This window comes from Dietzia sp. WMMA184 (genome assembly GCF_002441635.1).
GTDB classification, from domain to species: domain Bacteria; phylum Actinomycetota; class Actinomycetes; order Mycobacteriales; family Mycobacteriaceae; genus Dietzia; species Dietzia kunjamensis.
Window position 1 is genome coordinate 3,691,891 of record NZ_NXEI01000001.1, and the last position, 21,480, is coordinate 3,713,370.

18 protein-coding genes and 1 pseudogene are annotated in these 21,480 nt (G+C 71.5%); 7 read left to right on the forward strand and 12 right to left on the reverse strand.

Annotated elements, in window-relative coordinates:
* Positions 1–4 precede the first annotated feature (4 nt).
* Both CK206_RS17120 and CK206_RS17125 read left to right on the forward strand, forming a co-directional pair.
* On the forward strand, positions 5–1,024 hold the full coding sequence (locus tag CK206_RS17120) for a 4-(cytidine 5'-diphospho)-2-C-methyl-D-erythritol kinase (RefSeq protein ID WP_096907530.1): 1,020 nt from the start codon (positions 5–7) through the stop codon (positions 1,022–1,024).
* 2 nt (positions 1,025–1,026) lie between these two features.
* Entirely contained in the window at positions 1,027–2,874 is a 1,848-nt protein-coding gene (locus tag CK206_RS17125; RefSeq protein ID WP_096907111.1) for an ABC-F family ATP-binding cassette domain-containing protein, read from the forward strand.
* Between the two features lie 18 nt (positions 2,875–2,892).
* Here CK206_RS17125 and CK206_RS17130 read toward each other — a convergent pair whose 3' ends face one another.
* From CK206_RS17130 to CK206_RS17145, 4 genes and pseudogenes are all read right to left on the reverse strand, one after another.
* A complete protein-coding gene (locus tag CK206_RS17130; protein ID WP_096907112.1) occupies positions 2,893–4,416 on the reverse strand; it encodes an HNH endonuclease signature motif containing protein in 1,524 nt (507 codons plus the stop codon).
* A gap of 337 nt (positions 4,417–4,753) precedes the next feature.
* Positions 4,754–5,455, reverse strand: a complete 702-nt coding sequence (locus CK206_RS17135) for an HAD hydrolase-like protein (protein WP_096907113.1) — start codon at positions 5,453–5,455, stop codon at positions 4,754–4,756.
* Entirely contained in the window at positions 5,452–5,805 is a 354-nt protein-coding gene (locus CK206_RS17140) for a TetR/AcrR family transcriptional regulator (RefSeq protein ID WP_096907114.1), read from the reverse strand. Before CK206_RS17140 ends, CK206_RS17135 begins: the two co-directional genes overlap by 4 nt.
* 51 nt (positions 5,806–5,856) lie before the next feature.
* Positions 5,857–7,466 (reverse strand): annotated as a pseudogene (locus tag CK206_RS17145) (GMC oxidoreductase).
* Between the two features lie 86 nt (positions 7,467–7,552).
* Here CK206_RS17145 and ppk2 point away from each other — a divergent pair.
* The 3 genes from ppk2 to CK206_RS17160 all read left to right on the forward strand — a co-directional run bounded on the left by ppk2 (position 7,553) and on the right by CK206_RS17160 (position 10,828).
* A complete protein-coding gene (ppk2, locus tag CK206_RS17150; protein WP_235027705.1) occupies positions 7,553–8,455 on the forward strand; it encodes a polyphosphate kinase 2 in 903 nt (300 codons plus the stop codon).
* Between the two features lie 85 nt (positions 8,456–8,540).
* Positions 8,541–9,584, forward strand: a complete 1,044-nt coding sequence (locus tag CK206_RS17155) for an enoyl-CoA hydratase/isomerase family protein (RefSeq protein WP_069390334.1) — start codon at positions 8,541–8,543, stop codon at positions 9,582–9,584.
* A 74-nt stretch (positions 9,585–9,658) separates the two neighbouring features.
* On the forward strand, positions 9,659–10,828 hold the full coding sequence (locus CK206_RS17160; protein WP_096907115.1) for an AI-2E family transporter: 1,170 nt from the start codon (positions 9,659–9,661) through the stop codon (positions 10,826–10,828).
* Positions 10,829–10,842: 14 nt separating this feature from the next.
* Here CK206_RS17160 and CK206_RS17165 read toward each other — a convergent pair whose 3' ends face one another.
* From CK206_RS17165 to CK206_RS17180, 4 genes are all read right to left on the reverse strand, one after another.
* Entirely contained in the window at positions 10,843–12,573 is a 1,731-nt protein-coding gene (locus CK206_RS17165) for a serine hydrolase (RefSeq protein ID WP_096907116.1), read from the reverse strand.
* A 60-nt stretch (positions 12,574–12,633) separates the two neighbouring features.
* The gene (locus CK206_RS17170) at positions 12,634–14,286 is read right to left on the reverse strand and encodes a hypothetical protein (RefSeq protein ID WP_254050640.1); all 1,653 of its coding nucleotides are present in this window, start codon (positions 14,284–14,286) and stop codon (positions 12,634–12,636) included.
* 85 nt (positions 14,287–14,371) lie between these two features.
* Complete coding sequence (locus CK206_RS17175; protein ID WP_096907532.1) at positions 14,372–15,316, reverse strand: LLM class F420-dependent oxidoreductase; 945 nt, start codon at positions 15,314–15,316, stop codon at positions 14,372–14,374.
* A gap of 57 nt (positions 15,317–15,373) precedes the next feature.
* Positions 15,374–17,047: a peptide chain release factor 3 gene (locus CK206_RS17180; protein WP_096907117.1), complete on the reverse strand. Its 1,674-nt coding sequence runs from the start codon at positions 17,045–17,047 to the stop codon at positions 15,374–15,376.
* A gap of 290 nt (positions 17,048–17,337) precedes the next feature.
* On the opposite strand from CK206_RS17180, the gene CK206_RS17185 reads away from it, so the two are divergent.
* Positions 17,338–17,769 (forward strand): DUF6508 domain-containing protein, encoded by a 432-nt coding sequence (locus tag CK206_RS17185; protein ID WP_096907118.1) that lies wholly within the window; start codon positions 17,338–17,340, stop codon positions 17,767–17,769.
* A 38-nt stretch (positions 17,770–17,807) separates the two neighbouring features.
* Here the strand turns inward: CK206_RS17185 and CK206_RS17190 are convergent, their stop codons facing one another.
* From CK206_RS17190 to CK206_RS17200, 3 genes are read right to left on the reverse strand one after another with little or no spacing between them, the layout of a single operon-like run.
* Complete coding sequence (locus CK206_RS17190; protein WP_096907119.1) at positions 17,808–18,266, reverse strand: DUF1990 family protein; 459 nt, start codon at positions 18,264–18,266, stop codon at positions 17,808–17,810.
* Positions 18,263–18,874 carry an aminoacyl-tRNA hydrolase gene (gene pth, locus CK206_RS17195; RefSeq protein ID WP_096907120.1) on the reverse strand — a complete coding sequence of 204 codons (612 nt, stop codon included), beginning with the start codon at positions 18,872–18,874 and terminating at the stop codon, positions 18,263–18,265. Before pth ends, CK206_RS17190 begins: the two co-directional genes overlap by 4 nt.
* Before the next feature lie 49 nt (positions 18,875–18,923).
* Complete coding sequence (locus tag CK206_RS17200; RefSeq protein WP_096907121.1) at positions 18,924–19,820, reverse strand: LysR family transcriptional regulator ArgP; 897 nt, start codon at positions 19,818–19,820, stop codon at positions 18,924–18,926.
* Positions 19,821–19,888: 68 nt separating this feature from the next.
* Here CK206_RS17200 and CK206_RS17205 point away from each other — a divergent pair, with 68 nt between their 5' ends.
* On the forward strand, positions 19,889–20,506 hold the full coding sequence (locus tag CK206_RS17205) for a LysE/ArgO family amino acid transporter (protein WP_096907122.1): 618 nt from the start codon (positions 19,889–19,891) through the stop codon (positions 20,504–20,506).
* Positions 20,507–20,639: 133 nt separating this feature from the next.
* On the opposite strand, the gene CK206_RS17210 is transcribed toward CK206_RS17205, so the two are convergent.
* Complete coding sequence (locus tag CK206_RS17210) at positions 20,640–21,272, reverse strand: 50S ribosomal protein L25/general stress protein Ctc (RefSeq protein ID WP_069389953.1); 633 nt, start codon at positions 21,270–21,272, stop codon at positions 20,640–20,642.
* Between the last annotated feature and the right edge of the window lie 208 nt (positions 21,273–21,480).

Here is a 21,480-nt window from a genome sequence, read left to right on the forward strand (position 1 = left end):
GGTCATGCCCTGCGACGCCTCCACCCCCGCCGGCGCGCGCGCCGTGACGGCCGTCGCCCCCGCCAAGATCAACCTCCACCTCGGCGTCGGTGACGTCCGCGGCGACGGTTACCACGACCTGCTCACCGTGTACCGGGCCGTGGACCTGTGGGAGCGGGTCACCGTGTCGCTGGACGACGCCGACGACGACAGCGAGGTCGTCGTCACCGGGCCCGGGGCCCCGCAGGTGCCGACCGATCGGGCCAATCTCGCCGCCCGGGCCGTCGACCTGCTCCGCGAGGAGGCGGGATCGGACGCCCGGATCGCCATCCGGATCCACAAGGGCGTCCCCGTGGCCGGCGGGATGGCCGGCGGCAGCGCGGACGCCGCCGCCGCGCTCGTGGCCACGGACCGGCTGCTCGGTCTGGGACTCGGCCGGGCGGCGCTGGAGGAGCGGGCCGCGAGGCTGGGCAGCGACGTGCCCTTCTGCATCCGCGGCGGCACGGCGCTGGGTACCGGGCGCGGCGAGAAGCTCGCGACGCTTCTGCACGCCCGTGCCGAGCAGCACATCGTGGTGGCCCTGGCCGACGGGGGACTGTCCACCCCGACGGTGTTCGCCGAGTTCGACCGGCTGCGCGCCGAGCGCGACCGGCTGCGCGCGGAGCGCGACCCTGCTGATCCCGGGCGCGACCCGGCTGATCCCGAGCGGGGCCTGCCGCGCGCGGGCGGGGTCGACCCGCTCGTGGCGGCCCTCGCCGGCGACGATCCCGCCGCCGTGGCCGGGCTGCTCGCCAACGACATGGAGGCCGCCGCGCTCTCGCTCATGCCCGCCCTCCGCCGGACCCTGCGCGTCGGCCGGGAGGCCGGGGCCCTGCACGGCATGGTCTCCGGCTCCGGCCCCACCTGCCTGTTCTTCTGCACCGACCGTGACCACGCGATCGCCGTCGCCGCCGAGGTCAGCGAGCACGGCGTCGCCCGCGAGGTCCGCGTGACCCGCGGCCCGGTCGGCGGTGCGCACATCGTCGACGACCCCACAGGAAAGTAGAGATGGCCCCCACCAACCTCATCAACCTCGAGCAGTGCTCGGTCTCCTTCGGGATCCGGCAGGTGCTCGACAACGTCTCACTGGGCGTCAACGCCGGCGACCGCATCGGCGTCGTCGGCCTCAACGGGGGCGGCAAGACCACCCTGCTGGAGATCCTCACCGGCGTGGCCGAGCCCGACTCCGGGCGCGTCTCGCAGGTCAGCGGTCTGCGGATCGCCGTGGTCACGCAGCGCACGGAGCTCGCCGCCGACACCGTGGGCCAGGCCGTGGTCGGCAGGCTCGGCCTCGCGGTCCACGAGTGGGCCGGTGACGCCCGCGTCCGCGCGGTGCTCGACGGCATCGGGATCCACGACCTGGGACTGGACACGCCCGTCGCGGATCTGTCCGGCGGTGAGCGGCGCCGGGTGTCGCTCGCCGCGGCCCTCGTGCAGGATTTGGACCTGCTCGTGTTGGACGAGCCGACCAACCATCTCGACGTCGAGGGGGTCCAGTGGTTGGCGGACCACCTGGTCGCGCGATCGAGTGCGCTCGTCGTCGTCACCCACGACCGGTGGTTCCTCGACACGATCGCCACCCACACCTGGGAGGTGGTCGACGGCCACGTCGAGCAGTACGAGGGTGGCTACAACGACTGGGTGTTCGCGCGCGCCGAGCGCGACCGCCAGGCCGCGGCCACCGAGTCGCGTCGTCAGAACCTCATGCGCAAAGAACTCGCGTGGCTGCGCCGCGGCGCCCCGGCGCGGACGTCCAAGCCGCGCTATCGCATCGAGGCGGCCGAGGCGCTCATCAAGGACGTGCCGCCGCCCCGCGACTCGCTACAGCTGTCGAGCTTCGCCGCGCGGCGCCTCGGTAAGGTCGTGATCGAGCTGGAGGACGCGCGCCTCGATGCCCCCGACGGCCGCACCCTCGTCGACGACCTCACCTGGCGACTGGCCCCCGGCGAGCGTGTGGGCCTGGTCGGCGTCAACGGTTCCGGCAAGACCACGCTCCTGCGCGCGCTCGCCGGTGAGGCCCCCCTCGCCGCGGGTAGCCGCAAGGAGGGCAAGACCATCCGGATCGGGTGGCTGCGTCAGGAACTCGACGACCTGCCGCTGGATCAGCGGGTGCTCGAGGCGATCGAGGACGTCGCCGCCCGGGTGGCGTTCGGCAAGGACGAGCTCACCGCCTCCCAGCTGGCCGAGCGGCTGGGCTTCTCGCCGGCCCGTCAGCGCACGCCCGTCGGCGACCTGTCCGGCGGCGAGCGGCGGCGCCTGCAGCTCACGCGCGTGCTCATGGCCGAGCCCAACGTCCTGCTGCTCGACGAGCCCACCAACGACCTCGACATCGACACGCTGCGCCAACTCGAGGACCTGCTCGACGGCTGGCCCGGCACGATGGTCGTCATCTCGCACGACCGCTACCTCGTCGAGCGCATCTGTGACTCGGTGTGGGCGCTGTTCGGCGACGGCCAGCTCACCAACCTCCCGCGCGGCATCGACGAATACCTCGAGCGCCGTCGCGTCGCCGGGGCGGCTGGCGACTCGGGCAAGGTGTCGCGCTCCACGCCGGGCGCCGCGTCTGCTTCGGCTGGCGGCTCTGGGGCCGGTGCCGCGGGTGGTAGTGCCACGGCTCCCGCCCTCTCCGCCGCCGAGGAGCGGGCACTCACCAAGGAGATGTCGAAGATCGAGCGGCAGATGGGCAAGCTCGACAAGCGCGAGGCCGAGCTCCACAAGGCCATGGCCGATGTCTCGGCAGGGGCAATGGACACCGAGAAGCTGGCCGCCCTGGACCGCGAGCTCAAGGACGTCTCCGCGGAGAAGGACACGCTCGAGGAGCGCTGGATGGAACTGGGCGAGCAAATCGAGGGTTGAGTCGCCCGGCCGGCCGACCTAGGCAGCCGACTGCGACCCCGGTTCGCGCTCTGCAGCGTGGAGTCGCTGTTCCGCCTGAGCGCGCAGGTACCTCCGTTCGGAGGCGCGACGGTGCCGGGTGTGCGGTTGGCGCTGCGATCCGGGTATGCAGTCTCCGGTTCTGCCGGCTTCGCCGGCCTCCTTCTGTAGCCGGGAGCGTTCGGGGTGTCGCGGTGCGCCGAACTCCGCCAATGGGCCGGTGGGGGTGGTGATGACGCGTGTCCCGGGGTCCTTGTCGGGATGGTTCGGACCATGTATCCACACGTAGTCCCCGTCAGTGCTCCGGTAGTAGGCCCAGATGCCATCGGTCTTGAGGCGATGGTGGGTGCGGCAGATGCTGCCGAGGTCGTCGCTGGTGGTGTATCCGCCGCGTTGGGGATCGTCGTGGTCGAAGGGGATGATGTGGTCGAGGTCCGTCTTGTCCGCCGGGGTCTGGCAGCCGGGGAAAACGCAGGTGCCGTCGCGACCCCGACAGAAGCGGGCCAGTGCCTCCGAGGGGCTGTACCGGCGGGAGGCCTCACTGTCCGGGTCCGCGAGCGTGTCGATCGCGTCGAGTCTGCGCCTGGCGAATCGCTGCAGTTCATCGGACGTGAAGCGACTGACGGGGCCGTAACCTGCCACGAACAGGCCCCGGAAGTCCGCGTCCCCGTCGTCGTAGGCGTGGATCACGACCCGGCGGGCCGCGGCCATCGCGTCCGGGTCCGTGAGGTGGTCTCCGTCGGGTGCGGGCAGACAGGTCCAGCCGCGGCTCAGGGCGAGGAGGCCGGCGGCCCTGAGTTGCCCGATCGACCGGGGGTCGTCTGTTGCGGCGGTGCGGACCAGGGCTTCGATCCGCTCGGTGATCTCCAGGCCGTCGACAGCTGAGAGGGTCGCGGTGAGCAGCGCGAGATCGCCGGTGACCGGCGTCATCTTCACGTTCTGCTCTCGCCGAGCCTGTTGTGCGCGGGCGTCCGCTCCCACGGGGTCGCAGCTCGCGACGTGCTTGCTGAGCATCTTGCGCAGTGGCCCGATCCTGGGAGGGTGGGTTCGGCGCCTCGTCGGTGCGAGTCCCTCGCTGATGCGGCGGTCGAGTTCCGGCATGAGACGGTCCTCCACCAGGGCGGTCTCCTCGGCGATGGCGTGGGCCGCGTCGACTCCGATCCACCCAGTCGTCAGCAGTGTCGCGGTGAGAGGCAGCCGCTCGGTCAGTTCTATGGCGGTGGCCACCAGCCGAAATGCCCCGCGGCGGGACAAAGCCATCGAGGCGCTCACCATGGTCGCCGCCGTGTCCAGGGGATCGCGTCGCTGGTCGTTCTGGGTTGACCTGGATACGCAGTCGTACGCATAGGCCACAGTGCGGCCTTCGGCAGCGTTGATCGCCCGCTGCGCGAGATAGCCGCGTCGCTGTCCGGGGTCCCATCGGCTGAAGGCCTCAGGGACGACGACGTCGGTGGCGGGGGTAGGCACCGTCGTGAATCCCGGCGGGGTCACGAACGGCGAGTGGGCGGTGTCTGTTGGGCTCATGGTTCGACTGTATGTTCGAGGTACGACATGGTCGGAAGAAGTGGCTGTCACGGCCGTGACCTGCGGTGCCCTGGATGCCCCGTTCAGGGCGGCGCAGGTCAGACGGCACCGCGGTTCAGACGGGACTGCGGTGCAGTCGGAGGGGTTGACGGCAGGCAGCAGCGCGGCGGCGGAGGTGAGGCATGGCGGTACGGCGCCACCGCGCCCGGGTGCTCGATGGACACCGGCAGCCCGCGGGCCCGGGCGGCGTCTGCAGCCTCGTGACCTGCGGTGCCCTGGATGCCCCGTCCAGGGCACCGCAGGTCAGACGGCACCGCAGGTCAGATGGCACCGCGGCTCAGACGGAGGCGTGGACGGCAGCCAGTAGCGCGTCGGGGTCCGTGAGGTCCGGCAGGACGGTGTGGGCGCCGGCGGCGCGGAGGTCGTCGGCGGATACCCTGCCGGTGGCGACAGCCACGCAGACGGCACCCGCGGCGCGCGCCCCGCGGACATCGTGCACGTGATCGCCCACGACCACCGACCGCCCGGGGGTCACGTCCACACCGCGGGCCCGGGCGGCGGCGAGGGCGTCGCGGACGAGGTGGGCGCGGTCCGCGTGGTGATCACCGAACGCGCCGAGTCCGGGATCGGGCAGCCCGTCGAAGCCACAGAGCCGCAGCTTGAGCAGCGCCGTCCGCCGCATGTTGCCCGTGACGATCCCCTGGTGCAGTCGCGGGTCCGCGGCCAGGGCGGCGACAGCTTCGTGGGCGCCGGGCAGGGGGCCGCCACCTCCGGCCAGGAGATCGTCCCCGAACGTTTCGCAGCGCCGGGCCACGGCGTCCATGAGGGAAAGGACCACCTCGTCGTCGTCGACACCTATCCCGTTGATCTCGAGGAGATCGGTGAGGATCGCGCGGTCGGTCCGTCCGGCGAAGGACGCGCCCATGACGGGGTCGCGGCCGAGGAGGTCGGCGAGCGCCGGGGTGATCATGCGGGTCCCGAAGCCGGCGGGGTCGAGGAGGGTGAGGTCGAGGTCCCACAGGACGAGTACGTCGCTCACGTCCCGAACGTCTCCAGCAGCGGCGCCAGCCAGGTGGTGAGGAAGGTGCGGAGGTCGTCGTCGGAGCGGGCCTCGGGCGAGTCCAGGCACAGCACCGACCAGCCCACGTGCACGCCCACCTCGAGGGGCGTTGTCGCGGCGTCGAGCACATCGGTGAACGCGCCGGTGAGCATGGTGAGTCGCTCGGAGACGGCCTGCGAGACCAGGTCCTCGCGGCTGCCGAAGATGGAGTAGACGGTCTGGCGGCTGACCTCGGCCCGCTTGGCGACCGCGGCGATCGTGACGCCCCCGAAACCGGCGCGCCCGATGACCGCTCGGGTGGCGTCGAGGATGGAGTCGCGGGAGCGCACCCCGCCAGTATCCCGGACGCCGCCGGACGCCGTGCCTAAAAGACGGCGCCCCTAGAATACAGCGCCCACGTCCTGCCGCACGATCCTGTCCAGCGGGCGCTCGGCGATCGCGGCGATGGTCAGCGACGGGTTGCACGCGGCGGTCGTGCCGGGGATGAGCGCGCCGTCGACGACGTACAGCCCGCGCTGGCCCGGGACGCGGCCGTCGAGGTCGCAGACCTGTCCCATGACGGCGCCGCCGAGCGGGTGCCAGGTGGAGTTGAGCATGCGGTTGGTGTCCGTGAGGTGGTCGGTCGGGCCGGCGATGTCGCGTGCGGTGCGATCGACGTGGGTGAGGATGCCGGAGTCGCCGTCGGCTGGCCAGCGGATGATCCCGCGGTCCTGCGCCGAGTCGTAGACGACCCGACCGCGGTCGGCGCTGACGCCGTAGCCAACCATCACCGTGGTGTGGGGGTCCGGTCCGAACGGCGGGAGCGAGGCCTGGATGACGGTGTGGGCGGTGGCGGGGTCGGACCAGTTGAGACTGCCGTAGACCACGGGCCCGCCCTGGACGGCGCCGAACCCGGCGGTGGGGTCGGTCCACAGGTAGATGCGGTCGGCGTTGGAGCCCCAGCCGCTGCCGACGGCGTCGGGCAGGTCGGTGACGGCGTCGGTGGCGGCGGCGCGGGTGAGCAGGGTGGAGGTGCCCACCGAGCCGGCGGCCATGATCAGTGCCGGGGCCCGCATCGACAGCGTCCGGACGAGCCGTCCGGCGGTGTCGAGGACCTCCACGTCCAGCTCCCAGCGGCCGTCGGGAGGCGGCGCATCGCGCGCACATCGTGCAGAGGCCGGACGTCGACCAGGCCCGTGGCCTCGGCGCGGGCGAGTTAGGTGACGTCGACGGAGTGTTTGCCACCGTTGTTGACCCCCAGGGAGCTGTCGCCGTTGGTGTAGGACGGGCGCATCTCGCCGCGCAGTTCCGCCAGGGCGTAGTCCCAGTCCATCGGCATGGGGATCTTGCGCAGGGGCAGCCCGGCGTCGCGGACGCGCTGGGCGAAAACGCGGGAGGCGGCGTACCGGGGCGCGGCGACGAGCTCGTCGGGGGCCTCGGCGAGGCGCAGCATCCGGGAGACGCGTGGGTAGTACTCGCGCTCCATCTCGCGCCAGTCGATCGCGCCGGGGGACCACGTGTGGAACAGCTCCTCGGTGGGTTGTAGTGCCATGCCCTGGTAGATGAGGGAGCCGCCGCCGACGCCGGTGGCGCAGACGGACGTCATGTTCTCGCCGACGGACGCCTCGAGCAGGCCGGTGTGGCGCGGGAGGTCCACGGGGCGGCCGAACACCTCGGCCGGCGGGCGGAACCACGGGGCGCGCTCGTCGGGGGAGGTGGCGCTGGGGAAGGTGGTGGAGCCCGGTCCGGTGGGCCAGCGACGGCCTCGTTCGACGACGACGACACCCGCCTCAGCGAGACGAAGCGCTGAGATGCCGCCGCCGAATCCGCTCCCGACCACGATGCACCGGTGGTCCTGCGCATCGTGGGGGATCCGTCCGGGTGCGGGGGAGTCGGTCGCGGCGCCGGCGGAGTCGCTCGGCCGGGCGGCAGCCGCGGGGTCGGTGGCCAGGGCGGCGACCCCGGCGGCGGCGACGGTGCCGAGGAAGCCCCGGCGGGAGATGTGCCGCATGGGCGTGAAACTAGACAGTGTTGACGAAAACTGTCAATATCGTCGTCCCGGTCGAGGAGGCCGGGTCGGGTCCGTAGGCTCAGGCCATGAGCAGCAAGAAACCCTCCGGCAAGAGCGGCAGCAAGAGCGCGTCCAAGAGCGGTGCCAAGAGCGGTGCGAAGAAGAAGGACCTCCTGCCCAGCGGTCTGGAGAAGCTGCCGAAGAAGGCCTACGAGGCCGAGCTCGAGCGGCTGCAGGCGGAGCTGGTCGAGATGCAGGCCTGGCTCCGGGAGACCGGCAACCGGATGGTGGTGGTCTTCGAGGGGCGCGACGCCGCGGGCAAGGGCTCGGCCATCAAGCGGATCACGCAGTACCTCAACCCGAGGCACGCCCGGATCGTGGCATTGCCCGCCCCGACGGAGGTGCACAAGACGCAGTGGTACTTCCAGCGCTACATCGAGCACCTGCCGGCGGCCGGGGAGATCGTGATCTTCGACCGGTCCTGGTACAACCGGGCCGGGGTGGAGCGGGTGATGGGTTTCTGCACACCCGACGAGTACCGGCGGTTCCTGCACCAGGCTCCGATCTTCGAGCGGCTGCTGGTGGAGGACGGGATCATGCTCCGCAAGTACTGGTTCTCCGTGTCCGACGAGGAGCAGGAGCGCCGGTTCCGGTCGCGCCATGACGACCCGATGCGCCGCTGGAAGCTCTCGCCGATGGACCTGGAGTCCATCACCCGGTGGGAGGACTACAGCCGGGCCAAGGACGAGATGTTCGTCCACACCGACATCCCCGAGGCGCCGTGGTTCACGGTCGAGTCCGAGGACAAGAAGCGCTCGCGGATCAACGTCATCTCGCACCTGCTGTCGACCGTGCCGTGGGAGAAGCTCGACCCGCCGGAGCTGGAGATCCCCGAGCGGCCGAAGGGTGCGGACTCGAGCTACGACCGCCCGCCGCGCGAGGAGTTCAGGTACGTGCCGGACGTGGCCTCGCAGTTGTTGGAGGGCTGAGGCGGCGGGCCCGCATCGGGGGCAGTGAAGTAGGAATTCCTAGTATCCGTGCGACGGTCGGTGGGCGGCCTGACACTATGGGGTCATGAGCGAATTCGTCAGCAGCCGGCGTGATGGCCGGATACAGCACATCGTCCTGGACCGCCCCAAGGCCCTGAACTCGCTGGACCTGTCCATGTGCCGGGCCCTGCACACGGCGCTGGACCAGGCGTCCAAGGACGAGGACGTCGAGGCCGTCGTCACCACCAGCACCTCGGAGAAGGCGTTCTGTGCGGGTGGCGACATCCGCGCGCTGCGCGACGCCGCGGCGGCCGGTGAGCACGAGAGGAACCACGAGTTCTTCTCCGAGGAGTACGCGATGGATCTGGCGTACCACACGCACCGCGTCCCCACGGTCGCCGTGATCCACGGGGTGGCCATGGGCGGAGGCCTGGGAGTCTCGATCAACGGTTCGCACCGCGTGGTGACCAAGAAGGTCATGATGGCCATGCCGGAGACGGCGATCGGCTTCATCCCGGACGTCGGCGCCAGCCACTTCCTTCCGCGCCTGTGCGGCGGCGGCGCACGCGGCCTGGCCGTGGCGATCTACCTGGGCACGACGGGCGTGCGGATGAACTCCGCCGACGCCCTCTTCACCGGCCTGGCCACCCACCTGATCGACGACGACGAGCGCAACGCCTTCGTCGACGCCGTCGCTGCCATCGGCTTGGCCGACGCGCTGAAGAGGTTCGGTCTCGAGCGCGCCGAGGCGGGGGAGTCCGCCGTCGAGGCCCGTATCGAGCGCATCGAGGACGTCTTCTCCCGCGACACCGCGCAGGAGATGATCGCGGCGCTGGAGTCCGGTGAGCAGGACGAGTGGGCCACGTCCACTCTCGAGATGTTGCGGTCGCACTGCCCCACGTCGATCGTCGCCACCATCGAGCTGCTGCGCGCCGGGGCGAAGGCGGAGGACCTGCGGGAGTGCCTGGACAACGAGCTGGCCCTGGGCGCCTGGATCACCGCCCGCCCGGACTTCGTCGAGGGCGTGCGGGCCGTCGTGATCGACAAGGACCGCAACCCCACCTGGGATCCGGCGGATCTCGATTCGGTGGACGTCGACGCCATCCGTTCGGCGCTCGCCGGGAGCTGAGCGGTTTCTCCGCGGACTGATCGGGATACGCTGAGCGGCGTCCGGCGCACGGGGCGCCACTCGTGAGGAGCGTCATGACTAGCAGCGGAGACAACGTGGGCCCTCCGGCGGCGCCGACGCCGGCGGACCCGACGCCGGAGGCGCTGGCTCCGCACGAGGAACCTAAGGGCTGGGGCATCGCAGGCGTCACGGCGGTGTCCCTCGCGGCCCTGTTCGTGGTGGTGTGGGGACTGTCCGAGCACGCCAGTCTGCTAATGCCGGCGTTCCTGGCGCTGAACCTGGTCATCGCCGCCCAGCCCCTGCAGCGGCTGCTGCAGCGGGCAGGGTTGCCCCGCTGGGGGGCGATGATCATCGTCCTGCTGGTGCTCTACCTGCTGCTTGCCGCGCTGGTCGGAATGCTGGTGTGGGCGTTGTGGGTCGCGGCCGAAGAGATCCCGCAATACCAGGACAAGTTCATCGAACTGTACGAGCAGACGATCGCGTTCCTCGGCACCTTCGGCGTGAGCGAGGATCAGGTCACCTCGAGCCTCCAGGGAGTGGACCCCACCACGATCGTCGGCACCCTGCAGAACGTCGCGGGCCAGTTGTCCTCGGCCGGCGGTCAGCTCACCGTCCTGGTGATCGCGCTGACGTTCCTCGTGTTCGACGTCCCCGGCATCACGAGGCGTCGCGCGGTGATCGCCCGGCAGCGGCCCCGGCTCGCCGACGCCCTCGGGTCGTTCACCGACGGCGTGAAGTCGTACTGGATCGTCTCCACGGTCTTCGGCGTCATCGTGGCCGTGATCGACACGGTGGCCCTGATGATCCTCGGCGTGCCGCTGGCGCTGGTGTGGGGCGTGCTCGCGTTCGTCACCAACTACATCCCCAACATCGGCTTCGTGCTGGGGCTGGTACCGCCGGCACTGTTCGCGCTGCTCACCGGGGGGCCGGTCGAGGCCATCTGGGTGGTGGTGATCTACAGCGTCGTCAACCTGGTCATGCAGAGCTTCATCCAGCCCAAGTTCACGGGCGATGCCGTGGGGCTGACCCCCACCGTGACGTTCCTGTCGTTGGTGTTCTGGTCGGCGATCGCCGGTGCGCTGGGCGCGATCCTCGCCGTCCCGCTGACGCTGGCGGTCAAGGCGTTCCTCGTGGACGCCGACCCCCGGATGGCCTGGCTCTCCACGTTCCTCACGACCCCGGACGCGGACGCCAGGAGGGACCGGCGGCGCGCGGCGCGGCTGGAGGCGGCCCGGTCGACGTAGTTCCGGCCGGACGGTCAGGCGGCGGGCTCGGTGGGCTCTGCGGGCTCGGCGGGTTCGTCCCCGACGCGGGTGAAGGTGCCCAGGCCGTTGCCGTCGAGGAGATCGACGGTCACCGTGTCGCCGTCGACGGTGACGCTGCCGCGGGAGCCGGGCGGCCAGTTCTCACCGACCGGGCTCACGGCGAAGGTGTCGCCGTCCCAGTGGTCGAGCGGCCAGACCTGCGGTCCCGGGCCCACGTCCAGCGCGAGTGCGGGGCCGGCGTCCGGCGGGTCGTCCGAAACCGGGTCGTCCGATCCCCGGTCAGCCTGTGAGGCGACGCGGCGGATCTCGATCTCGCCGAAGTAGTCGTTGCGGTAGACGCCCACCAGCTCATCCGCCGGGCGCGGCGGTGCGGGGGCGGAGGGTTGCCGAGTGGAGACCAGGTCGCCGACGGGGGCCAGCAGTGGGCCGAACGCCTCGCCGTACAGCTCCCGCCACTTCAGGGTGGGGTCGCCGAACTGCGCGTAGTCCGCGAAGCGCGAATTGATGGTCTCCGCCACCCCGACGGGCGAGGCGTTGGTCAGGGTGATGATGCCGAGGTCCAGCGACGGCATCATGAGCATCGCCGTTCCGGCGCCGAGCGCGAACGCACCGGAGTGGCTCCACTCGACGCGGCCGGAGGAGTTGGTGGAGATATTGAACCCATAGCCGTAGGTCCCGGTCCGGTCCGCCGCGGACTGCGGGGGCGAGGACACTGCCTGCGGGGTCAGGGCCTGTCGGAGCGCGTCGGAGGGGACCACCTGCGAGCCACCGGGCCCCTTGCCGTCGTCGAGCACCATCGACATCCACCGCGCCATGTCCGTGACCGACGAGCTCAGGCCCCCCGCGGGGGCCTGGGCGTCCGGGTCACGCGCGGGATCGGCCGGGACCCAGTCGCCGGACGACTCGCCCGACTCGTCGGCGGCGGCGCGGACATGGCCGACGACGCGGTTGTCGCGGTCGAGCAGGTCCTCGTAGGAGTAGGAGGTGTCGTCCATGTCGAGGGAGTCGAAGAGCCGCTCGCGGGCCAGCTCCGGCCACGGCGTGCTGGCCGCGACGGCCACGGCTTCGGCTCCGGCGGTGAGCCCGAAGTTGGTGTACGCGTACGAGGCGCGGAACGGCTCCACCGGCAGGTGGCGCAGGCCGTGCAGGATCGCCGGGCGGTCGTATCCGAGGTCCTCCAGGTCGTCGCCCGCATGCTCGGGCAACCCGGAGCGGTGCGCGAACAGGTCGCCCACCGTCACGTCGGCGGTCACTCCCGGATCGGACAGGGCGAACCACGGGAGGTGCTCGCGCACGGGCGTCGACCAGTCGACCTCACCCGCAGCGGTCTCCGCGGCCACGACGGTGGCGCTGACAGGCTTGGACACCGACGCCATGGGGAACACCGTCCGCGCGTCCACCTCCTCGCCGGTCTCGGTGCTGCGCACGCCGAACCCCTCGGCCAACGCCACCTCGCCACCGTGCACCACCGCCACTGCGACGCCCGGGATGCCCGAGGCCTCGAGCTCCTCCTCGACGATGTCGGTCACCTTGCCGATCGCGTACTCGACCCGGTCCTCCGAGACCTCCAGTCCGGAGTAGGCCGCGGGACTCTGGCCGGGCTCCGGGTCGGGGACCGGGGTGCCGCACGCCGAGGCGGACAGGGCCACGGTGAGCCCGAGCGCCGTTGCTCCGGCGATCCGCGGGCGGCGCGAGCGACGGGGAGGGGACGGGTCCGGGGTCATTGCCTCAGATTAGTCGTCCGGCGCCGCGAATCGCCGCAACAGCGCAGGACGAGCCGGTGGTCAGCGCGCCCGTTCCCAGTTGGCGGTCCACGCCTCGGCGCCGCCCATGAGCTGACGCTCCAGCTCGGCCCGGTCGGGCCCGGCGCGGTGCAGCACGTCGGCGGCCCAATCGGCGTAGAGGCCGTACTGGGCGACCCCGTCGGTGTTGAGGTCGTACACGCGGTCACCGAACCGCCACCGGTCCATCACCACGCCGCTGGGCGCGATGAACGGGTACACGAGCGGGTCGCCCGCCGCGCTCGGCCGGGGCTCGGCGAGGGCGGCCAGGCCGTTGACGTCGGAGCCGAAGCCGTAGCCGGTGAACGGCCGGGCGGCGCCGGCGGTGTTCGTGCGCCACTGCTCGAGGAAGCCGGTCTCGAAGTTCTCGGTGGCCTCGGCGGGCCAGGCGAACGCGGCCACGAACCCGCCCTGCTCGTGGACCCGGCGAGTGTTGCCCTGCGTGGCCCAGGCGTGGTCCACGACCAGGCCTGTGTACCCAGCCTCAGCGGCGATGTCGAGGGTGCGGTGGGCGGTCTTGACGCCCATGTGGTCGATGTTGATCACCATGCCGCGGGCCATCATCCCGCGGATCGCGTGCTCGCCTAGCGGCGTCAGCCCGCGCACGTTGCACAGCGGGGCCTCGGGGTAGACGGGCAGTGCCGCGCCCGCCGGGGCGTCCGAGGAGGCCACCGTCAGGCCGTCGGCGACGGGCGTGGAGGCCAGGGGTTGGGCGTGGTCGGCGTCGGGACCGGTGCACGGCTCGGTCTCCCAGAACCGCTGGGTGCCCAGTTTGTTGCCGATGTTGACCGCGAGGCCGGCCAGTTCCTCGTCCATGCGGGCGCCACCGAGGGCGTTGTCGAACTTGTGTACCGGGAACACGGTCGACACGCCCCACGAGGTGAACTCGTCGAGACCCCGGTCGATGTCCTCGGTCGTGCACATCGGCACGTCGTCGACCACCCGGCACCCGAACGGCTCGGATGCCTCGACGCCCAGCGTGACCGCGAGTTTCCCGTCCGCCGCGATCGCGCGGACGTCCTCCGGCGAGCGGGCGATCCGGAACCAGCCCCGCCCGGGACCGCCGTGCTCGGCGTCGATATGGGCCTCCATCCGCTCGAGGTAGTCCACCTGCCGGCGCAGCTGCGCCATCTCGTCGCACCGGGAGCGCGCGGGCACCCCGATCCCGGCCAGGGCCTCGCAGAGCACACGGTTCGCTACGAGGTGGTTGTTGAGTACCCGGAGCCCGCCGCGCCACGCCCGCTCTATACCGGTGTAGTAGGCCTGTTCGTGCAGTTGTGAGTCGTGCGACGGCCACTGCGCGAAAGTGGGGAAGCCCTGGGTCCCGCCGGGCAGGGCGGTGCCCCCGAGCACCGATTCGAGCAGCGCGAAGTGCCCGGTTCCCGAGTGGCTCGGACAGTCCGCCAGCGCCTCGCCGAGGCCGCCGGGGGAGAACGGCTCGCCGCAGCGCAGGGCCCCGCCGAACGCTTGCGACGCCGCGAGGTGCGCGTGGGCGTCGACCATGCCGCTGATGGGGGAGCCGTCGGTCGGGGTCGCCGCCCGGGTCGGTGCGGCGTTCAGGGGGGCGAGTAGGGCGACGACGACGAGGAGTGCCGTCGCGGCCCACGCACGGCCTCCGGGATGTGCTGCCCTCGTCGTCGTCCCTTGTACCACCATGGCGTGACATTAATCCCACTCCTCCGGCAGGGGTGGGGGTTTCGCCCGGCCGGCGGGGCGACCGGCCGGCCGGGCAGGGCTCGCGTCAGAGCTGGCGCGCCACCTCGGAGGCGACCAGGTCGAGGTGGTCCAGGTCGGACATGTCGAGCAACTGCAGGTAGATGCGCCGGGCACCGATCGCCGCGTACCGGCCGATCGTGTCCACGACCTCGTCCGGGGTCCCGGCGGCGCCGTTGGCCCGCAGTTCGTCGACCTCGCGGTTGATGGCGTCCGCCCGCCGGGCGACCTGCGCCTCGTCGCGCCCGCAGCACAGGACGAGCGCCGCCGAGCGGATGATCTCCTCGGGGGCGCGGCCGCGCGCGGCGCAGGCCTCGTCGACCCGTCGGTACTGCGTCGCCACGGTGTCGAGGTCGGCGAACGGCACGTTGAACTCGTCGGCGAACCGGGCGGCCAGCGCCGGGGTCCGCTTCCTGCCGTGACCGCCGACGATCACCGGTGGGCGCTGCTGCACGGGCTTGGGCAGGCCGGGGGAGTCCAGCATCTCCATACGCTTCCCGTGGACGGAGACCGTCTCGCCTGCGGGCGTGGACCAGAAGCTCTCCAGTGCCCCGAGGGTGTCCTCCAGCAGGTCGAACCGCTCGCCCAGCGGCGGGAAGGGGATGCCGTAGGCGGTGTGCTCGTCGGCGTACCAGCCGGCGCCGAGTCCCACGTCGAGGCGGCCACCGGACATCTCGTCGACCTGGGCCATCGAGATCGCCAGCGGGCCCGGGTGGCGGAACGTCACCGAGGTGAGCAGCGTGCCGAGCCGGATGGTCGAGGTCTCGCGGGCCAGGGCGGCGAGGGTCAGCCACGCGTCGGTGGGGCCGGGCAGTCCGCTGATGTCGCCCATCTTGAGGTAGTGGTCCGACCGGAAGAAGGCCTCGTAGCCGAGGTCCTCCGCCGCGCGGGCGACGGCGAGCTGGTCGGCATACGTCGCGCCCTGCTGGGGCTCGACGAAGACGCGGAGGCTGACCGGAGAATCACTGGGCATGCCCTCCAGCATGCCGCCGGGTGACCCGCCCGCGCCAACCGCCGGCCCGCGTCAGGGCTAGTTGGTGTCGGCGACCAGCGGCTCGATGGTGAGGTGCTCCATCTCCTTGGTGATGTACTGCAGCCGCCACTTGTCACCGAACAGGGCCAGCAGTTCGCCGTCGGTGCGCTGGAAGACCTCGACTCCGCGCTGGCGGCCGAGTTCGCCGGCCGACTCGGCGTCGGTGCGGCGGGCGATCGTGTACGGCAGGTTGTCCACCACGACCTCGACGTTGAACTCGGCCTTCATCCGGGCCGTGACCACCTCGAACTGCATGGGGCCGACCGCGGCCATGACCGGGTTGGCGTCGCCGCGGGTGTCGTTGCGCAGGATCTGCACCACGCCCTCGGCGGCCAGCTGGTCGATGGCCTTGCGGAACTGCTTGTACTTGCCCAGCGACTGGGCGCGGACCACCGCGAAGTGCTCGGGGGCGAACTGTGGGATCGGCGGGAACTGCACCTTCCTACCGCTGTAGAGGGTGTCGCCGGGGGCGAGGGCCGTGGCGTTGACCAGGCCCACCACGTCGCCGGGGTAGGCGGTCTCCACGGTGGTGCGGTCGCGGCCGAACACCGTCAGCGCGTACTTGGTGGTGAACGGCTTGCCCGTCTGGGCGTGCTGGACCACCATGCCGCGCTCGAACTCGCCGGAGACCACGCGCATGAACGCCAGGCGGTCGCGGTGCGCGGCGTCCATGCCGGCCTGCACCTTGAACACCATGGCGGAGAACGGCTCCGAGGTCTTGCGGGGCTCGCCCGAGACGGTCGGCCACTCGCGCGGCGGCGGGGCCAACTCGACGAGCGCGTCGAGGATCTGGTGGACACCGAAGTTGAGCATCGCCGAGGCGAAGATCACCGGGCTGGTCTCACCGGCCAGGTATAGCTCCTGGTCGTGGTCCTGGCCCATCGCCGAGAGCAGCTCGGACTCCTCGACCGCGGTCTCCCACACGTCGCCCTCGCGCTCGGCGGCGGTGTCCGGGTCGTAGTGCTGCTCGGGGGCGATCGTCGACCCGCCGGCGGTGCGGGTGAAGTGCACGTACTCCTCGGGGGCGCCGTCGTCGCCGCGCCGCAGCAGGCCGCGGTAGTCGCCGGCGATGCCCACGGGCATGAACAGGGGGGTGGGCACGAGGCCGATCTGCTCGGTGATCTCGTCGAGCAGTTCGAGCGGCGCCCGGCCGGGCCGGTCCCACTTGTTGATCACCGTGATGATCGGCAGACCGTTGTGCTTGCACACCTGGAAGAGCTTGAGGGTCTGCGGCTCGAGACCCTTGGCGGCGTCGATGAGCATGACCGCCGCGTCGACCGCGGTGAGGACGCGGTAGGTGTCTTCGGAGAAGTCGGCGTGGCCGGGGGTGTCGACCAGGTTGATGACGTACGGGTCGTCGCCCGGGTTCGAGCCCTCCGGTGCGTAGGTGAACTGCAGCGCGGTGGAGCTGACGGAGATGCCGCGGGCCTTCTCCATCTCCATCCAGTCCGACACGGTGGACCGGCGGCCCGACTTGCCGTGGACGGCGCCGGCCTCGGTGATCACCCGCGCGTGCAGCGCGAGCGCCTCCGTGAGCGTGGACTTGCCGGCGTCCGGGTGGGCGATCACGGCGAACGTCCTGCGGCGCGCGACTTCGGACGTGACGTCCCCGGCGGCGTCCGCACCCGTGGCGTGCCCGCCCGTTCCGGTGTCCTCGGCGGTCTCGGTCACGCGCACTCCTTCTGGCAGTCGACGGCCCTCGTCGTCGTCACCCAGCGTACGTCCGCCCACGGGTGAGCACACAATCCGGCGGTGCGACCCACGAGGTCGGTGTGGTGCGTGAAAGGCGAGGTCAGGCGCGGCGCTGGCAGGGATCGAGCGCGCCAGTCGATAGCTTTCGTAACGAGTGCGCGTGCCCCGACCGATGAACCGTGAACGACGCTACGCGCGGCCGGGTGTCGTACCCGGTCGCTACGGTGCGCGCGAGCCGCGTCGGACGACGCGCAGAGGCGGGGACTGGAATGGGCGAGGGCAGTGACCGGCACGAGCTGGAGGAGCGCAGGGCCGCGCTCCTGCGGCTGCTGCCCGTGGTCGAGCGGTTGCGCGGGCTGGACGGAGTGACGCGGGCGGGCGGGCAGCGACACCGCAACGGCGCATACCTGGTGCGCTACCCGACCTACGACGAGGACACCCTGGCCGTGATGGAGGCGTTCGGCGGGGGCGTGCTCACCCGGCACGGGTACCTCGACGAGTTGGAGCGGCGCGGGTTGTCGGACGGCTCGCTGACCGACCTCACCGGGCTGGCCGAGCGGTCGGACGAGGACCTGACCCGCGCGCTGCTCACCTGGGTGGTCCGGTCCGACCGGTTCGTCGACGGTGCCGTCGCGGAGGCGCTGAGGGAGGGATCGCTCGTGGCGCTCCTCGACCGGCTGCGGGAGCTCTATGAACTGTGACGTTGCTGAACTGTGATGTCCACGCCGGGCGCCGCGGGTCAGGGCCGGTCGCGCAGGGCGGCGAGGTAGCGGCGGGTGATCCGCTCCTGTTCGAGTCGGGCGATGGGTGCACCCAGCCGGGCGAGCAGGGTGGCGTGCGTGGATTCACCGGTGAGGGTGAGCGCGACGGCGCCGGTGACGGAATCGTGCCGGACGAGGAACGTCTCCCATCCGCGCTCGGGGTGGCCGGGTAGGGCGCGGTAGGTGAACCCCCGCGCGTCGGGGCGGTCCACGACCTCCGTGACCTCGCAGGGGGCGGCCAGTCGCAGCCACGCCCCGGGGCCTGATCGCGGCCGGAGGATGACGGTGCGGCCGGGGGTGGCGGGCCCGGTGGCGACGACGGCGAGGCCCGCCCGCCGGTGCAGGTCCCAGCTGACGAGTGCTGCACTCGCGCGGCGGAAGAGATCGGCACCGGAGCCCAGGTGGGCCTCGCGCTCGAACCGCCGGGAACGCGTCACGCGGAGTGGACCTGGTTCTGGGCCGTCTCCAGCCCGTGCTTGAGGAGGAGTTCCACGGCGTCGGCGGCGTCCTGGATGAGGAACGGCACATCGGGTTGCTCGAGCTTGGAGAAGCGCTTGAGTACGAAGTCGGCCACCGCCATGCGGCCCGGCGGACGGCCGACCCCGGCGCGGACGCGGATGTAGTCGCGGGTGCCGAGGGAGCCGGACAGCGAGCGCAGGCCGTTGTGGCCGCCCTCGCCGCCGCCGCGCTTGAGGCGGACCTGTCCGAAGTCGATGTCGATCTCGTCGTGGATCACGATGATGTCGGTGGGCGTGACCGAGAAGTACTTGGCGACCGCGGCGACAGGCCCGCCCGAGAGGTTCATGTAGCTGCGGGGGCGGGCCAGGACCACGGGCTTGTCGGCGAGCCTGGTCTGGGCGATCTCGCAGTTGGTCCGCTTGTGGGTGGAGAAGCTCGCCGGCATCGGCAGGGCGCGGGACGCCAACTCCTGCAGGACGTCCCAGCCGATGTTGTGGCGGGTGCCCTCGTAGTCGGGTCCGGGGTTGGCCAGACCCACGATGAGCGTGGGGCCGGGCGTGGGGCCGGGCGTGGAAGCGGTAGTCACGGGCCCATGATCCCAGACGGCGCCGGCCCGCCCGGGCGCACCTGTCCGATCAGTTCCGCAGCTCGGTGCGGGCGGTGTCGAGGACGGCGGCGGTGAGGGCGTCGAGGTCGGGTGACTGCAGTTTCCAGTGCTGCCAGAACAGGGGGACGTCGAGGAAGTGGTCGGGGGAGACGTCGACGATCTCGCCGGAGACCAGCCATGGGGTGGCGAGGTGCTCGGGGATCAGGCCCCAGCCCAGCCCGGCGACGATCGCCCGGACGTGATCGTGCGAGCTGGGGATGAAGTGCCGCGGCCCGGTGGGTTCCCGGCGGGCCAGGCGGCGATAGTGGTTGTTCTGGTGGCCGTCGCTGCGGTCGAAGTCGACGATGGGCGCCCGGCCGAGCGCGGCGGTGGTCGAGCCGTCACGCAGGTGCCGGGCGACGAACCCGGGGCTCGCGCAGGCCAGGTACCGCATGGATCCCAGGGGCTGCGAGCGGCAACCCTGGACCGGCCGGGACTGGCTGGTCACCGCGGCCATCACCTCGCCGCGCCGCAGCAACTCGCTGGACAGGGACTCGTCCTCGCGGCGGATGTCGAAGACCACCCGGCCGGCCGCGTGGACCTCGGTCATGGCATCGAGGAACCAGGTCGCCAGCGAGTCGGAGTTGCACGCCACGGCCAAGATCACGTGTTCCTGGGCCGACGCCGGGTCGTCGAGTTCGCCGGCGAGGGATTCCTCGAGGTGGAGCATCTGCCGCGCAGTGCGCAGCACGATCTCGCCGGAGGCGGTGGCGGAGATCGGCCGCTCGCGACGGACGAGGATCCGTCCCGCGGACTCCTCGAGTGCGCGGACCCGCTGGGACACCGCCGACTGGGTGATGTGCAGGTGGGCGGCGGCGGCCTCGAACGAGCCGAGGTCCACGACGGCGGCGAGGGTGCGGAGGTGATCCAGCTGCAGGGTGTTCATAAGCATGGCTAATGCTAGTGCAGAAAGTACAGTGGCACTACTGATGAAACCGGGCCTACGGTGACATCGTGACCGCTACTTGCTCACTTCTCACGGGCGTCGGCATGGGCCTCGGGCTCATCGCCGCCGTCGGCGCGCAGAACGCCTACGTCCTCCAGCGTTCGATCCGTGGCGATGTGGCGATGGTTCCCATCGTCGCCTTCTGCGTGGTGTCCGAGGCCGCGCTCATCCTGCTCGGGGTGGCGGGCGTGGGGGTGCTCATCGAATCGGCGCCGGCGGCGATCACGGTCATGAAGTGGATCGGGGTCGTGTTCCTGCTGGCCTACGGGGCGTTCGCCGCGTCCCGCGCGATCCGGCCCGGCGACGGGTTGCAGGTCGACGGCAACGCGCGGGTCCCGTCGACGCTCGGGGCGCTGGCGGCGTGCGCGGCGTTCACCTGGCTCAACCCGCACGCCTACCTCGACTGCGTGGTGTTCCTCGGCACGCTCGCCAACCAACAGGGGACCGACCTGCGCTGGGTGTTCGCGGCCGGGGCCTTCATCGCGGGCGTGCTGTGGTTCTCGCTCATCGGGTTCGGTGGCAAGGCGTTGCGGGGGCTGTTCGCCAGGCCCGGGGCGTGGCGGGTGCTCGACGCCGGCATCGCCGTGATGATGCTGGTCCTGGCGATCGGCCTCGTCCGCGGCTGATGCCGAGCCCTCGGCGGGGAGGGGCCGGGCCGGCGAAATACGGGACGGGCCCGGCACGACGCTGTGGTCGTTCCGGGCCCGTGGCCGGGTGCCGCCGGTCAGGCGGCGTCCGCCTGATTCACGCGGGGGAGGATCAGCCCTCCTCGGCGGCCTTCGCGGCGTCCTCGGCGGCCTCGCCCTGGGGCGCAGCCTCCTCGTCTTCCTCGAGGTCGGACTCGGACGGCGCCTCGATCACGTTGACCAGCAGGGTCTCCGGATCGGAGACCAGCGTGGCGCCGGCGGGCAGCGTGATGTCGGCGGCGGTGAACTGGGTGCCGGCCTCGACGTCCTCCACCGAGAGCGTGAACTCCTCGGGGATGTCGGTGGCCTCGACCTCGATCTCGATGTAGTCGGCGTCCGTCGTGACCAGGGTGCCGGGGGCGGCCTCACCCTCGAGGACGACGTAGACCTCGACGACGACCTTCTCGCCCTTGCGCACGACGAGCAGGTCGGTGTGCTCGATGATGCGGGTCAGCGGGTGCACGTCGATCTGCTTGGGCAGCGCGAGCTGCTCCTCGCCCTCGATGTCGAGGGTGAGCAGGGAGTTGGTGCCGTGCGCGCGGAGCACGGCGGCGAACTCGAGCGCGTCGAGCAGCAGGTGGCGGGGCTCGGTGTGGTGGCCGTACAGCACCGCGGGGACCTTGCCCTCACGACGGGCGCGGCGGGCGGAGCCCTTGCCGAACTCGGTGCGGGTGGAGGTCTTGAGGTTGTTGATTTCCTTGGCCATGATCGCCTTTTCGTCGGGTGGGAGAGCGGGACGCCCTGCGGGTGATGACCTCCTCGGCGATCGAGACGATCGCCGGGCCGGTCCACCGGGACCACGCCGACAATGATCGCGTCGATAACGGAGTAACCCGGGTTGATGCGGGTCCTCCCTCGCCGAGATGACCCGACCAGCCTAGCGCCGAGGGGTGCGGGGCCCAAAATCGCGTCGA

Bases quoted from the DNA above. Each gene is read 5' to 3' on its own strand.
- CK206_RS17120 (WP_096907530.1), top strand. From the start codon at position 5: ATGCCCTGCGACGCCTCCACCCCCGCCGGCGCGCGCGCCGTGACGGCC.
- CK206_RS17125 (WP_096907111.1), top strand. From the start codon at position 1,027: ATGGCCCCCACCAACCTCATCAACCTCGAGCAGTGCTCGGTCTCCTTC.
- CK206_RS17130 (WP_096907112.1), bottom strand. From the start codon at position 4,416: ATGAGCCCAACAGACACCGCCCACTCGCCGTTCGTGACCCCGCCGGGA.
- ppk2 (WP_235027705.1), top strand. From the start codon at position 7,553: ATGAGCAGCAAGAAACCCTCCGGCAAGAGCGGCAGCAAGAGCGCGTCC.
- CK206_RS17155 (WP_069390334.1), top strand. From the start codon at position 8,541: ATGAGCGAATTCGTCAGCAGCCGGCGTGATGGCCGGATACAGCACATC.
- CK206_RS17160 (WP_096907115.1), top strand. From the start codon at position 9,659: ATGACTAGCAGCGGAGACAACGTGGGCCCTCCGGCGGCGCCGACGCCG.
- CK206_RS17165 (WP_096907116.1), bottom strand. From the start codon at position 12,573: ATGACCCCGGACCCGTCCCCTCCCCGTCGCTCGCGCCGCCCGCGGATC.
- CK206_RS17170 (WP_254050640.1), bottom strand. From the start codon at position 14,286: ATGGTGGTACAAGGGACGACGACGAGGGCAGCACATCCCGGAGGCCGT.
- CK206_RS17175 (WP_096907532.1), bottom strand. From the start codon at position 15,316: ATGCCCAGTGATTCTCCGGTCAGCCTCCGCGTCTTCGTCGAGCCCCAG.
- CK206_RS17185 (WP_096907118.1), top strand. From the start codon at position 17,338: ATGGGCGAGGGCAGTGACCGGCACGAGCTGGAGGAGCGCAGGGCCGCG.
- CK206_RS17200 (WP_096907121.1), bottom strand. From the start codon at position 19,820: ATGAACACCCTGCAGCTGGATCACCTCCGCACCCTCGCCGCCGTCGTG.
- CK206_RS17210 (WP_069389953.1), bottom strand. From the start codon at position 21,272: ATGGCCAAGGAAATCAACAACCTCAAGACCTCCACCCGCACCGAGTTC.